This is a genomic window from Paenibacillus sp. EC2-1 (assembly GCF_049311625.1).
In the GTDB taxonomy this organism is placed as follows: Bacteria; Bacillota; Bacilli; order Paenibacillales; family Paenibacillaceae; genus Paenibacillus_AQ.
This window is the reverse complement of record NZ_CP186006.1, coordinates 1561351-1575439: the sequence shown is the minus strand read 5'-3', so window position 1 is coordinate 1575439 and position 14089 is coordinate 1561351. Positions and strand designations below refer to the sequence as shown.

Genomic DNA, 14089 nt, shown 5'->3' with positions numbered 1-14089 from the left:
ATTTCTATCTATCCTAGGTTATTCGTATTACCAGGCATGTGTGCATCATTGGTTCAAAAACTCATCCATTACTTGATCCAGACTCGCCTTCATTTCGTTTCATACTTTTATGGGTTCACATCAGGTTTCTGATCCGTCCCATGACTTTGATTCGCATCTGGCTTCACTTGTTCAATAGGTTGATCGACATGAAATTCATGTTTTATCACCGTTTCATCCACGAGAACCGTATACGTAAATACCTTACTATCAGCGGACCATTCTCCAGCTTGCCACTCACCATCAAGTGGAATAGAGACCAAAGCTTCTGGTAACTTATCTGCCGCTACGGGGAGAAGATAAAGAACTAATTTATTAATGGTTAGCGATGCACTGTAGAGTCCATCGGGTGAAACCCACTGACGCGGTTTCATACTTGAAATACCATACAGATCCATCTTACCTGCTTGCAGGTCTGAATCGTCTGTACTCACATTGTTCGTCTCATCCGCCTTCTGGTTGTCCTGAGCTTCTGCTGTATTCTTAGAACCTTCTTGCATATCTTGTGAAGGCGGTACAGGATTATCCTGTGTTTTCTGTGGAGGCACAGAACTCCCTGTACTGTTGTTATTCTTCGTTGAACCCGTATCCGTAGGAGGTGTAGAAGGTTCTTTACTCATTCGAGACTTGTCGCCGCTAGCTGCTTCTTTCGGAGGAATAGCTGCCGGATTGGGAGCATCCTGCTTCACCGAAGATGATTCATCCGAAACTGGCTCATCTGACTTCCGTCCATCCGATTTCGGTTGACCCGATTCCGGTTCTACCGGCTCTTCTGAAGCCAATAGCGGCTTCTGAGCATCATCTCCCAATTGATCGATCTCACTAGCAGCATTCTTTTTCATTTCCTCCGACATGTCCGGAAGTTCCTGGCTTCCGTTGCTACCATTACTTACTGGCATGCTAGCTTCTTTAAAGGGCACTTCTGCGTCCGAGAGCATCTCTGGTTCATACTTAAAGATGGCAACCCCAAGAATCATAGCGGCTGCTACAGTTCCAACCACGGTTCTGCCTGCAATCGTACTAAACCAATTGGCTCTTCGTCCGTTACGTTTGAGCTCTGGCACCATCACTGCTGGTTGAATCTTCATATCTTCAACATTATGTTCACTTCGAGCACGATCAATCGCTTCAAGTTGAGGAAGTATTGCATCAACTAAACTAAATGGCGGTGTGACTGCGGGAAGCTCTTCTAGATCCCTTGACAGGGACTTCAGCACGTTGAATTTTTCTGCACAGGCCGGACAAACAGCAATATGGCGGTACATCTCAGCAGTCTCTTCCGGATCGAGGTCCTGATCCAAATACCGATGCATATATTCCACCACCTCTTGACAATTCATCCTGATACACCACCTTTCTGATGCTCATGGAGCATGTTCTGAAGCTGCTGTCTGGCCCTGAATAAATATGATTTCACTGTATTCAACGGCAAGTTCAAACAATCAGCTATTTCGTTGTAAGACAAATCCTGCAAATATCTTAAGACAATAACGGTGCGGTGATGATCCGGCAGTTGATTGATCGCCTCTTGAATGTCTTGAGCCAAATATCCCGTCATCACTTCTTTCTCTACATTCTGCCGATCCTGAAAAACAAGATCATGCTCATCGATAGAAACGGTAGGCTTCGTCCTCCGAAACTTATCGATACAGATGTTAGTGACGATTCGCTGCACCCATGTTTTAAATTGGGCCTTCTCTTCATAGGAATTAATCTTTGTATAAATGCGAATCAATGCTTCCTGCGAAGCATCCAGAGCATCCTGTTCATTGTTTAAAATATAATAAGCAGTTCGGTACACTTGCTGTTCAATCTCTCGCAATAGGGTGATTAGAGCGTCGCGATCGCCCGATTGAGCCGCTCTGATGAGTCCCTGCTCCACCACAGTGGATCCCCCTCTCCCTGCATATATACAGACGGATGATAGTATTGATATGTTGCAATCTTTTACCTATTTTATCTAAGGAAAGTTCATCTAACTATACCAAATTTAACGTACTTCGTCATCCGACATCAATTTTGTACGTATATCTATCACTCCATTACTAGAAACTTTCATCTGGATCTCTCCCCTGAGATCAGTCCGCAGGGCAAATGAACCATAGCGCCTTAGTCTCTCTATTACATCGGGATGGGGGTGACGGTACATATTATTGACGCCTGCAGATATTACCGAAGCCAGAGGCTTCCAGGCCTCAAGCCATGCCTCAGATGTGGAGGTCTTACTTCCGTGATGTCCCACCTTAAGTACATCTAGTGGGCGTGTTGTATTATTTCCAGCCGTAATATGCTCAGTTTGCTCTGTTAATATCTGCTGCTCTGCTTGTTCATCCGCATCTCCTGTAAACAAAAAACGTGCTTGATTCATACGCATCTCAACTACAAGAGACTCATGGTTCTGATTTTCCACCACAGGAAGTGCTTCCTGCTCTCTGCCTTGTCTCCCCGTATTCATAAACAGAAATTCAGTATATCGATCTGCATGATAGATGGACCCGCCGTTAGCCTGATAAACTGGGATCTCTTGTTTAATCGCTGTTGTTAACAGCTGCTCAAATGACTTCGACTTAGCTAAGGTACCGTTGAACACGATAGATTTCACAGGAATTTCATCCAGAACAGCCTGAAGACCACCACTATGGTCTTGATGATTATGTGAAATCATCACCATATCCAGCGAATGAATTCCTCGTTTCTTCAGTAAGGGGACAACGACTTTCTCCCCCACCTCGAATGGGTTGCTTCTTTCCTTCCATGCATCCTTCTCTTTTCTAAAGTTTGTTGTCCCACCGGCATCAATCAATATATGCTTTCCTTCTGGTGTAGATACTAGGATCGAATCTCCTTGACCTACATCCAAAAACTGTACCCAACCATCCCCTTGCCTCCCTGGTCCATGATAGCCACTATATAACAAGAACAAAAACAGACAGGCAAGCAGCGTAACCATTGCACTACTTCCTAATTTCTCTGTGTGATGCGCAAGTCTATAGAATCCCATTGATCTAAGCTTATTTGCAACAGGGTGCAGAGAAAAAGAATGTAACCGCTTGGGCATGTCACCCCTTGATAAAGGAACCGTTTCATCAAAGTTCACTCCATTCTCCAGGGTTGCCGACTTCTTCTTACTTACTGTATGTAATAGCAAGTATAGAACAATAAAATACCCATTGATCCACCACAATGTAGGTGATGGCCAAATGGTTAGAAACAACGGATAGCTATTCATCCACTCCACAATAGAGAAGGTAAAAGTATTCAGCCATTCTATTAAGATGGCAATCCACCGCGCACAGGTAGGCCATATCATTCCAAGGATCACAGTGATCATGCCCATGGGCAGAACAACCAAACTAATTAAAGGAACGAGAAATAAATTCGCAAGCAAAGACAATAACGAAAATTGATTGAAATAATAGATCGTAAGTGGAAATGATACGAGTTGAGCGGCTAAAGTAACTCCGACCGTCCCCGCCAGCCAGCGTGGCAAGAAAGATAGAAAAGACGTTAACTTTGGCACAAACACCATAAGTCCTGCCGTTACAAGAAAAGACAGCTGAAAACTGATATTCACCAGGAAATAAGGATCCCACAACAGCATGATCAGGGCTGTAAAACTCAGAATATGTAATCCATCCTTCAAAAGCCCCCGCCTTGCTGCATACAGCCCGATCATCCCCATGATGCCTGCGCGTACCACCGAAGGACTTGCTCCAGTCAGCAATACATATAGCGGTAACAAAAAGATAACAGCAGTCAAAGATGACTCCCTGGTAAAGCGACATGCCGAGAAAATAAATAACAATGAACCAACATAAACAGCTACATGCATTCCCGATATAGCCAGAATATGCGTAAGCCCTAGTCTGGAAAACTCACCAAACGTATCTGCATCCAAATCCCCCTTCTCACCGATGATGAGTCCCTTCATATATCCCGCATTTACACCGCTAAACAATTGATCAATATGACCTCCAATAAATTCGCGCGCCTGATCATTCCAGCGAAATAGATGGCTCCACGTCCACTCTTCCGGTTCATCAACTTCGAGCTGGTCTATTCCTTTCACTTTAAGGATCCAGTGAATTTCCTTTGTTCGCAAAAATTGTTGATAATCAAATCCCTGAAAGTTACGAGCAATCCCTGGCTTCTCCAACTGACCTGCGATGCTCGCAACGTCCCCTCGTCTCCAGTGCAGTGCCGCCTGCTGCTCTGCTTGTGTCATCAATTTCACCTGGACTTGAACCTTTTCCTTCAAATCATCATAAGTATCCATATCCTTTATTAAAAACTCAAAGTCAGCTCGATCCCCATCTACTTTAACAGGAGATAGGATCACTCCTTTAGCCAGAATGGCAATTGTCGCATCTTCTTCCTTCATATCTGTTACTAGATTACTTAGAGTACTGACATTTCGCGCATCATTCCACTCCCAGTATCCTGATGACATGAACAACGATAAGACCATACTGCATATAAATATTGCTCCCGCTCGTCGCCAAAATAAAACAACGCCCAGCAGCAGCGAAATCCCCACAATGGTATACATCAGCTCAAAACCGGAATACATACAAGCAGTCCCGCTGCCCAGCACCCAGCAGCAGGTAAATACCAGCAGCGGTCGATGAGTCATTTCATGCTCAGCTCCTCTTTAGAATATTGGGTTACAGAACAAAAAAAGACCTCTAGCTGCCTAAGCATCCAGAGGTCCTTCCTCATTACCGATGTATTAACTCTTAAATCGATTCCGGTGAATATTAATCCGAAACCGTCATTAATGTTTCTTTTGGTGGTTCATATGTAAGTAGCTGACGGAATGAAATCCCCTTCTGTTCCATCATGCGATGTACCTTTTCCGTATCCTTTGCGTAAGAACGATGGAATACAACTTCTGTAATTCCACTATTCGCCAGCATGTTGGCACATGTCCAGCAAGGCTCGTCCGTTACATATACGGTACTTCCTTCACGATCAATACGATCTGTGAACAACAATAAATTCTGTTCCGCATGAATCGTTCGAATACAGCGTTGTTTCTTAACCATTTCTTCTTTGCCGTTACTCGATACAAGCTCATAATCTTCAGCAATCATACAGCCTGCCTCCGAACAATCTGGAACGCCCATCGGAGCTCCGTTATATGCTGTTCCAAGCAGTTTTTTGCCCTGTACCAATACTGCTCCGACATGGCGTCTCGAGCACTGTGAGCGAGTGGATACCATAAATGCGATATCCATAAAATACGTGTCCCAATCTTTACGTTGATCCGTACTCATTTTTAGTTCACCTGTTTCCCTAGAAGTTATCTGAAATCATTGTATCACAGGGTCAAAGCGCAACGTAAGGTTTCATTTTTTCAAGCATTTTAGGTCCAATTCCTTTGACGTCCATAAGAGAGGATACACTAGGGAACGGACCATTCTTACTCCTGTAGTCGATGATAGCCTGTGCCTTTTTCTCTCCAATACCTGGGAGATCCATGAGCGCAGCTAAATCCGCCGTATTTATGTTAATTTTACCCGAAGTGTCCGTATTAGATAGAATCTCCTCTTGTTCCTTCTCTTTCACATTCTCATTCTTCTCGTGGGATACTGCTTCTAAGGAAGGTTTCTCTTCTGATGCTTTTTCTGTAGCCGAAGTCATTTCAGAAGATTTGTCTTTATTAGTCGTTTCTACTTTATTTGTGGACTCCTCCATACCAAGAGCTTCCTTAATCTCTGAATTTAGCGGCTTCCATTCTTCAATTCCATCTTTCTTTCCACCGGCAAAAAGGATAAGAAAGCAGCCAATACATACAGCAATAATACTGAATCCTATCGGTAATCGTCTCATAAATATGACTCCAATCCCGAACGGAGTGCCCGTCCAATTAATAACAACATAATAATATAACGCGTACAGACCGATTCCTCTCCAAATCGGTCATGAATTAACGGTCAAGTCGCATACATTAACGATATGAAACGGTATCTCTATGCCGTAAAGCGCGAAAGGAGGGAACTACACATGAAGGTCGGTTTTATCGGTACGGGCAGCATGGGTAGTCTGCTGATCGACTCCTTCATACGATCGGGAGTGCTGCGACCTGAGCAAATTCGGATCAGTAACCGCACACCGAAAAAGGCTCTTGAGTTGGCAGCACGCCATCCTGGCTTAATCGTATGTAGAAGTAATGCAGAAACTGCATCACAGAGCGACCTGTTTTTTCTGTGCGTTAAGCCCGGAGAATTTAAACCTGTCATAGACGAAATCCAAGAACATCTTCTCACCTCTCAAATCGCAGTATCCATTACGAGTCCCGTCCAGATCAAACATCTCGAATCTGCGCTTCCCTGCAAGGTAGCGAAAATTATACCTAGTATTACGAACCAAACAGGAAGTGGAGCATCACTATGTATTTATGGGTCACGGATACAAGAAAAAGACAGGCTGCTTTTAGAAAGCCTCCTGTCTTCTATTAGCAGGCCCACTGAGGTTCTGGAATCACACACACGGATCACTTCCGATTTTTCCAGCTGCGGGCCTGCTTTTTTGAGTTTTTTTGTGGAAAAATGGATTGATGCCGCGGTCGAAATGACCGGAGCCGACCGTCCTACGCTAAATGCTCTTGCCGGAGAAATGCTGCTCGGAACCGGCAAATTGCTTACAGAGGAAGGTTTCTCTCCTGAACAACTTCAAGAGAGAGTGGCTGTTCCCGGAGGCATTACCGCCCAGGCACTGTCCCTACTTGGAAACAGGCTGGACGGTTTGTTTCACCAATTGATCACGACCACACATGATAAATATGAGGAGGATCTGGAGAAACTGGATGCTGCCTTCGGTAATTCGATTAACCGGCCACGATATTGACCAGTTTACCCGGCACCGCAATCACCTTGCGGATACTCTTTCCTTCCAACGCCTGCTTGACACTTGGAAGGGAGAGGCTATGTTCTTTCATTGCTTCAATGTCCATATCTTTAGCAATCTTGGTCCGTTCTACAATTTTACCACTCACTTGAATAACAATCTCGACTTCGGCATCCACTGTCCAAGCTTCATCAAACTCAGGCCATGGGACATATGTGATGCTTTCAGTGTTACCCAGACGGTTCCACAGCTCTTCAGCCAAGTGAGGTGCGAGCGGAGACAGCATCTGTACGAAGTCTTCCATTGCTTTACGCGGCAGCTCATTCACTTTGTAGCCTTCATTAATGAAGATCATAAGCTGGCTGATCGCTGTATTAAAGCGCAGATGTTCCATATCATCTGTCACCTTTTTGATCGTCTTATGCCAAATGCGTTTGAATTCATCGGTTCCTTCGCCATCGATGATCTTAGAGCTAAGTTCACCATTCTCACCGATAAATAAACGCCAGATGCGTGACAGGAATCGATGCATACCTTCTACACCATTGGTATTCCATGGTTTAGTCGCCTCAAGAGGTCCCATGAACATTTCATATACACGGAGTGTGTCAGCACCATATTCATTTACGATATCATCTGGATTGATGACATTGCCACGCGATTTACTCATCTTCTCGTTGTTGTTACCGAGGATCATACCTTGGTTAACTAGCTTCTGGAATGGTTCTTTTGTATCTACAACTCCGATATCATACAGCACCTTATGCCAGAAACGGGCATACAACAAGTGTAGTACCGCATGTTCAACACCACCAATATACAGATCGACAGGCAACCACTGTTTCTGCTTCTCTTTGGAACAAAGCTCCTCATTGTTGTCTGGATCAATGTAACGAAGGTAGTACCAACAGCTACCAGCCCATTGTGGCATTGTATTGGTCTCGCGACGGGCCTTCATGCCCGTCTCTGGATCTATGGTTTCAACCCAGTCTGTCACGTTGGCTAGTGGTGATTCACCTGTACCTGAAGGTTTGATCTGATCTACATCAGGCAAAAGCAGCGGAAGCTGATCTTCTGGTACAGTCTTCATCGTGCCATCTTCCAAGTGAAGAATTGGAATCGGTTCACCCCAGTAACGTTGACGGCTGAACAGCCAATCACGCAGACGGTAAGTGACTTTCTTCTGTCCTTTTCCGTTCTTCTCAAGCCACTCATTCATCGCTTCAATAGCTGCTTCATTATCCAGTCCGTTTAGGAAATCAGAATTGACGTGTTCTCCGTTACCAGCATACGCCTCTTCCTCAACATTTCCTCCCTTAACAACCTCGATAATGTCCAGACCGAATTGCTTCGCAAATTCCCAGTCACGACTGTCATGACCTGGAACAGCCATAATCGCTCCAGTACCATAGCCAGCAAGTACGTAATCAGCGATCCAAATAGGAACTTGTGCTCCGTTTACCGGATTCACTGCATATGCTCCTGTAAATACGCCAGTCTTATCTTTTGCCAGATCCGTACGTTCTAGGTCGCTCTTACGCGCTGCTTGATCTTGATATGCCTTAACTGCATCTTTCTGATCCTCGGTAGTTATAAGGTCCACTAACTCGTGTTCAGGAGCCAGTACGCAGTAACTTGCACCAAATAAGGTATCTGGGCGCGTTGTAAATACCGTCAAATGCTGATCATGACCAGCGATATCGAAGCGTACTTCCGCACCTGTTGATTTTCCAATCCAATTACGCTGCATATCTTTGATGCTTTCAGTCCAGTCAAGCTCATCCAGATCCTCAAGCAGACGCTCTGCATAATCGGTTATTTTCAGAATCCACTGACGCATCGGTCTGCGGATTACGGGATGTCCACCACGCTCGGATTTGCCATCAATGACTTCTTCATTCGCAAGTACCGTTCCGAGTGCAGGGCACCAGTTAACTGGAATTTCGTCAACATAGGCCAGACCTTTGTTATACAACTGAATGAAGATCCATTGCGTCCATTTGTAATAATCAGGATCCGTTGTGCTGATCTCACGGTCCCAATCATAAGAGAATCCAAGTGATTTGATCTGACGACGGAAATTATCAATATTCTTAATCGTAAATTCCCGAGGGTGCTTTCCCGTGTCCATTGCATACTGCTCGGCAGGAAGGCCAAATGCATCCCAGCCCATTGGATGGAGCACGTTGTATCCGCGCATCCGCTTAAAACGGGAAACAATATCTGTTGCCGTGTAACCTTCTGGGTGACCTACATGCAAACCTGCACCCGACGGATACGGAAACATATCCAATGCATAAAACTTCGGTTTTGATGGATTGTCGTGCGTTTTAAATGTTTTGTGTTCATCCCAATACTGTTGCCATTTCGGCTCGATGACCTGCGGCTGATAACCGTGGCCTGTCGGTTGATTTTCACTCATACTTTCATGCTCCTCCTTCTCGGTCAAACACGGTTTATAAACCGTGCGCCTCAAAACAAAAAAACCTCATCATCCATAGCGTACGACGCTAGGGACGAGAGGTTTGATTCCCGTGGTACCACCCTAGTTAGCTAAAGACATTCTTTGTCCTTAACTCCCTTTGCACCTCTATCGCAGGTGAGACGACGATGACTCATCGGACTGGCGTTAGCTTACCCACGTAAGCTACCTGATCCGGGTTAACATCGTTACTCCAAGGCGAGTTCATTTCCTTCGTCAACCGGCTTGCACCATCCGCCGGCTCTCTGTGTGATCGAGTTAGAAACTACTAATCCTCATCATCGTATGGTATTCGATTTTAATGACGATATTATATCGAACATCCTCGCTTAAGTCAATGCTGAACACCTGCTGCTACGGTAATCTTCCGGTGTTCTACCGACCATCTCTTTGAACATCCGGCTGAAATGGGCTAAATGTTTAAACCCTGCAGCATAACAAACTTCCGTGACTGACAGATTTGGATGAAGCCACAGCAAGATTTTTGCCTGATTAATTCTTCGGCTATATACGTATTTGAAAACAGTCGTGCCTGTCACTTCTTTAAACAACGTGGACAAATACTGCTTCGTTAAATGTACCGCATCCGCAATATCCTCCAAGGTAAGATCGTTCATATAGTTACGTTCCACAAAGGTTATCACCTGCTGAACATGACGTTCCTTCTCGGAGAAAGAATCTCTATCATTTACAACATTACGACACAGATCCGAGATAAAATACATCATGTCAAGTATCCGCAGCATTCTTCGCTCCTGCGTAGCCCCCTGAGAAGTTAAACGATCTAAATCGCTCATAATATTTTCGAATTCCAACCGCTCTGATCCTTGCAACGACAGACGATAATTTCGAAGTTCCTCAAATGGACTCAATAATGCCGCGGATGCTGCAGGTTGAAGCCACCGGTTCACGAAGCCAGGATCAAAGTGAGTGATACTCCTTACATAACGCACACCAGGCTCCACATGAGGACAGTGCAAGGTCAAACCATTCATTAAGATAAGATCGCCCGGCTTTAGAAGGTAGATCTTATCTCCGATAAGATAATTACATTTTCCTTCGTGAAAATAATAGATTTCATAGAAAGCATGCGAATGAAATTCACCGCCAGCCATTGGCTCCTCGTGACGATGATGAAATTCGAATGGTTGATGAAGCTGTATTTGTTTCCCGCTCAACTCATTCATAAAGGACACCGGTTTCATAGAGTTTTCCCCTTCTGATCCTAGGTATTCCTTTATTATAACGGAACCAATTACTGAATACGAACCGCTTCATTCTGCGCAACAACACATAATTCCCCCGCTTTAAATGCATGCTCCTGTGTCATTGCTCTTTCTGTTCGTTCTATGCAGTCTATTATCAGTTCTCCGAAGAATGGATAGCCCACCTTATCCTTTAGCTCCATGTGGTATTCTCCCTCATGGTTAACCAGATAGAGATGATCTCCCTTCGGATCTCTTGCTAGATCAATATATTTTCGCAATTCGATATATCCGTCCGTACCCAGGATAAACGTTCTTCCATCTCCCCATGTGCTGAGTCCATTCGGTGTAAACCAGTCAACACGGAAATAATTCGTCGCTCCGTTATCACCGATCAAGGTTGCATCCCCGAAGTCTTCAAGCTCTGGATACAACGGATTGTTGTAGTTCGCCACCTTACTGCTCGTCACCTTGGCATCCTTACATCCTGCGAAATATAAAAACTGTTCAATCTGATGGGAGCCGATGTCACAGAGAATACCTCCATACTGGTCATGACGGAAGAACCAATCTGGCCTTGATGAAGCATTTAAGCGATGTGGTCCAGTCCCCATCACTTGCACTACTCGGCCGATAGCGCCATCTTGAATTAATTTACCGGCATGAATTGCACTCTCTACATGGAGACGCTCACTATAATAAACCATATACTTCTGTCCCGTCTCTGCAGCTTTAGCTCTGGCAGCTGCAACCTGATCAAGCGTAGTAAAAGGCGTTTTATCCGTAAAATAATCCTTACCATGGGACATGACCTTAAGCCCAAGGTCACATCGCTCGGAAGGAATTGCAGCCGCAGCAACAAGCCTTACCTCCGGGTCCTCCAAAATTTGTGATTCTGAAGAAGCTGCACACACTTGAGGGTATTTCTCGCAGAACTGCTGTACTTTTATCGGATCGGGGTCATATACCCACTTCAAGGTTGCACCTGCCTCTACAAGCCCATTACACATCCCGTAAATATGTCCGTGCTCTAGCGCCATGGCGGCAATAACGAACTGTCCAGGGCCCACTACCGGCTCCGCCTTTCCGGTCGGAGCGTAGAGCATACCGTTACTCCTACTCAATTAAGATACCTCCTTCAACCATATAGCCCATTGCTTAAAAGTTCAGACGAGTGACTCGCTCTCTTAACCAAATGTCTTAGACATATCAGCCGGCCCCGTTTCGATTACGGTCTTCTGATAGGTTGAATTCTTAATCCGTTCCTGCAAAAGCTCATAATATAAATCCTCATCTAGCGGAAGATCGACCCAATTGTCCGTCCAGCTCGACAGATGCATCGCATTAGACAGAGTCAAGCCATGAATCCCTTCTTCACCAGGTGCAATGAGCGGCGCTGCATGCAATATGGCATCTGTGAAATTTTGAAGGATACCATTATGCTGTGAGTTATTCCCCGAGATCGGTATCTCACATTTCCAGCATTCCGGCTCTCCGAAACCGCCTTTGAATTCTTGATTAAACTCTGTTTCCGAAACCCGCAAACGCCAAAATGTTAATTTATCATCTTCAATAACGATCTTGCCGCGATCACCCGTTACTTCAAAACGGTTCGTTCCAGGTGCTTCTCCCGTTGTTGTAATGAACACTCCTGTTGCACCGTTCTCATATTCAACATAAGCAGTCACATCATCTTCAACTTCAATATTTCTGTATTTGCCGAAAGAACAAAAAGCTCTCATTCGTACAGGCATTAGCCCGGTAGTCCATTGCCATAAATCTAGCTGATGTGGGGATTGATTGATGAGAACACCACCGCCTTCACCTGCCCATGTCGCGCGCCAACCACCGGAATCATAATAACTTTGTGAACGATACCAGTGAGTAACGATCCAGTTGGTCCGGCGTATCTCTCCAAGCTCACCTGAAGCAATCAGCTCACGGAGCTTCTGATATAATGGATTACAGCGCTGATTGTACATTATGGAATATACCTTACCACTCTCCGCAGCAACCTTATTCATCTCACGAACCTGCTTCGTATGGACGCCTGCAGGCTTTTCGATCAGCACATGTAAACCTTGTTCAAAAGCGTATATTGCTTCCTCAGGATGAGCATAATGCGGCGTTGCAATAATAACGGCATCGATTTCACCAGATGACATCATTGCCTTTGCATCACTCCATACCTTGACTCCTTCTGGTAGCTCAGCCTTGGCCATCTCCTGCTTGCTTACCTGTAGATCACATACAGCCACTAAGGATGCTCCTCTGATCTTACCTGCTGCCAGTGCTCTAGCATGACTAAACCCCATTCCAAGCCCGATCACGCCAATTCTAACTTGTTCCATACTCATTACTCCCCCTTTTCTTGAAACCATGAAATGAATTCAATTATGTAAAAGAAACATTAAGTTATGGCATTGTGCCATTCTTCCATCTGTTGGACGAAATATTTCAGCATTTCCTTGGAAGAATACTGCCCACTGAAATCTTCAATTCCTAAATAGCCATCATAGCCGACCGCTTTCAGATCAGTCAGCACCTGAGGCCAAGAAACGATGCCATGAGCCAGAGGGGTCCATTCTCCACTCCACGCTGAATGCAGACCATCGGCTGACTTTGTCATGCGATATCCGGCATTCTTTACATGAACATGAGCAAGATAAGGACCTAGGAGCTCCATGCCCATTCTATAATTCTCAAACCCTTCATGTACCATATTGCCTGGGTCGTACAAAACTCCAATATGATTGGAGTCAAAATGACTGACCAGCTTATGAGCTAAGCCTGCACTAGGTGCTATCGTTTTGTGATGTGTTTCAACAAGCGCCTTAACACCATAATCAGCAGCTAAACGCTCCACTTTATCCAAATAACGAACAGCCTGGTCGTAAAGATCATTGTAGTTCGTTCTGCCATCATACCCAGGAACGCCTGCGCGAATAAAAGAAGCTCCTAGCGTTTTAGCTGCTTTCATCACACGTTCTGTACCTTCCATATCTCCACAATTCAGGTAAGGGACCACCGCAATACTCCGCAATTTATACTGCTTAACAGCTTTATCAAAGCTAAGCCATTCTTCCTCCGTACCTTCTGGATCTATAGAGCAGCGATTATGCCGCCAAAATGAGGGATCCTCTTGAAATGCATCTTTCGGTATTTCCTTGAAACGCCATTCAATACCCTCAACTCCTGCTTCTTGTGCAGCAGCAGCCAGCTCCTCCGGATTCAAATCAGGGGTTGCAACCGTAAACACAGACCATTTCATCTTCGCTCCACCCTTTCTTCACTTGATTGAATTCCTTCATTTTGAAAAATCAGTTGATTGTCATTTGATCCTTCTTTTCGGCAACCACCTGCATGTTCATTTTTTGTAATCGTTTACATTCATATGCGTTTTTAGTCTAGCACATGAAACACATCAAACCTATGGTTCTCCAACTCGATCTTAACCACAGTCAAATACAACACTGAAAAAGTGTCTCTTATGCAAGAGGGGATAACTACCGAT

At 44.8% G+C, this 14089-nt stretch carries 11 protein-coding genes and 1 other annotated feature; of the genes, 1 reads left to right on the top strand and 10 read right to left on the bottom strand.

Annotated features, from left to right (window positions below):
- Positions 1-107: 107 nt before the first annotated feature.
- The 5 genes from ACK8P5_RS07315 to ACK8P5_RS07295 all read right to left on the bottom strand — a co-directional run bounded on the left by ACK8P5_RS07315 (position 108) and on the right by ACK8P5_RS07295 (position 5871).
- On the bottom strand, positions 108-1379 hold the full coding sequence (locus tag ACK8P5_RS07315; protein ID WP_422660296.1) for a zf-HC2 domain-containing protein: 1272 nt from the start codon (positions 1377-1379) through the stop codon (positions 108-110).
- Complete coding sequence (locus ACK8P5_RS07310; protein ID WP_422660295.1) at positions 1376-1924, bottom strand: RNA polymerase sigma factor; 549 nt, start codon at positions 1922-1924, stop codon at positions 1376-1378. The genes ACK8P5_RS07315 and ACK8P5_RS07310 overlap by 4 nt, the downstream gene beginning before the upstream one ends.
- A gap of 105 nt (positions 1925-2029) precedes the next feature.
- Complete coding sequence (locus tag ACK8P5_RS07305) at positions 2030-4672, bottom strand: ComEC/Rec2 family competence protein (RefSeq protein ID WP_422660294.1); 2643 nt, start codon at positions 4670-4672, stop codon at positions 2030-2032.
- Between the two features lie 124 nt (positions 4673-4796).
- The gene (locus ACK8P5_RS07300) at positions 4797-5315 is read right to left on the bottom strand and encodes a deoxycytidylate deaminase (RefSeq protein WP_422660293.1); all 519 of its coding nucleotides are present in this window, start codon (positions 5313-5315) and stop codon (positions 4797-4799) included.
- A 52-nt stretch (positions 5316-5367) separates the two neighbouring features.
- On the bottom strand, positions 5368-5871 hold the full coding sequence (locus tag ACK8P5_RS07295) for a ComEA family DNA-binding protein (RefSeq protein WP_422660292.1): 504 nt from the start codon (positions 5869-5871) through the stop codon (positions 5368-5370).
- 174 nt (positions 5872-6045) lie between these two features.
- Between ACK8P5_RS07295 and comER the strand changes: the two genes are divergently transcribed.
- The gene (gene comER / locus ACK8P5_RS07290) at positions 6046-6888 is read left to right on the top strand and encodes a late competence protein ComER (RefSeq protein WP_422660291.1); all 843 of its coding nucleotides are present in this window, start codon (positions 6046-6048) and stop codon (positions 6886-6888) included.
- On the opposite strand, the gene leuS is transcribed toward comER, so the two are convergent.
- From leuS to ACK8P5_RS07265, 5 genes are all read right to left on the bottom strand, one after another.
- Positions 6869-9310, bottom strand: a complete 2442-nt coding sequence (gene leuS, locus ACK8P5_RS07285) for a leucine--tRNA ligase (protein ID WP_422660290.1) — start codon at positions 9308-9310, stop codon at positions 6869-6871. The two genes, comER and leuS, sit on opposite strands and share 20 nt — an antisense overlap.
- An 87-nt stretch (positions 9311-9397) precedes the next feature.
- Positions 9398-9661: a binding site (T-box leader), on the bottom strand.
- A 38-nt stretch (positions 9662-9699) separates the two neighbouring features.
- Entirely contained in the window at positions 9700-10575 is an 876-nt protein-coding gene (locus ACK8P5_RS07280; protein WP_422660289.1) for an AraC family transcriptional regulator, read from the bottom strand.
- 50 nt (positions 10576-10625) lie between these two features.
- Positions 10626-11699, bottom strand: a complete 1074-nt coding sequence (locus ACK8P5_RS07275; RefSeq protein WP_422660288.1) for a Gfo/Idh/MocA family protein — start codon at positions 11697-11699, stop codon at positions 10626-10628.
- A gap of 63 nt (positions 11700-11762) precedes the next feature.
- Positions 11763-12926: a Gfo/Idh/MocA family protein gene (locus tag ACK8P5_RS07270; protein ID WP_422660287.1), complete on the bottom strand. Its 1164-nt coding sequence runs from the start codon at positions 12924-12926 to the stop codon at positions 11763-11765.
- A gap of 59 nt (positions 12927-12985) precedes the next feature.
- The gene (locus ACK8P5_RS07265) at positions 12986-13846 is read right to left on the bottom strand and encodes a sugar phosphate isomerase/epimerase family protein (protein ID WP_422660286.1); all 861 of its coding nucleotides are present in this window, start codon (positions 13844-13846) and stop codon (positions 12986-12988) included.
- Between the last annotated feature and the right edge of the window lie 243 nt (positions 13847-14089).

Coding starts and splice junctions, on each gene's coding strand:
- ACK8P5_RS07315 (WP_422660296.1), bottom strand. CDS start 1,379: ATGAATTGTCAAGAGGTGGTGGAATATATGCATCGGTATTTGGATCAG.
- ACK8P5_RS07305 (WP_422660294.1), bottom strand. CDS start 4,672: ATGACTCATCGACCGCTGCTGGTATTTACCTGCTGCTGGGTGCTGGGC.
- ACK8P5_RS07300 (WP_422660293.1), bottom strand. CDS start 5,315: ATGAGTACGGATCAACGTAAAGATTGGGACACGTATTTTATGGATATC.
- ACK8P5_RS07295 (WP_422660292.1), bottom strand. CDS start 5,871: ATGAGACGATTACCGATAGGATTCAGTATTATTGCTGTATGTATTGGC.
- comER (WP_422660291.1), top strand. CDS start 6,046: ATGAAGGTCGGTTTTATCGGTACGGGCAGCATGGGTAGTCTGCTGATC.
- leuS (WP_422660290.1), bottom strand. CDS start 9,310: ATGAGTGAAAATCAACCGACAGGCCACGGTTATCAGCCGCAGGTCATC.
- ACK8P5_RS07280 (WP_422660289.1), bottom strand. CDS start 10,575: ATGAAACCGGTGTCCTTTATGAATGAGTTGAGCGGGAAACAAATACAG.
- ACK8P5_RS07270 (WP_422660287.1), bottom strand. CDS start 12,926: ATGGAACAAGTTAGAATTGGCGTGATCGGGCTTGGAATGGGGTTTAGT.
- ACK8P5_RS07265 (WP_422660286.1), bottom strand. CDS start 13,846: ATGAAATGGTCTGTGTTTACGGTTGCAACCCCTGATTTGAATCCGGAG.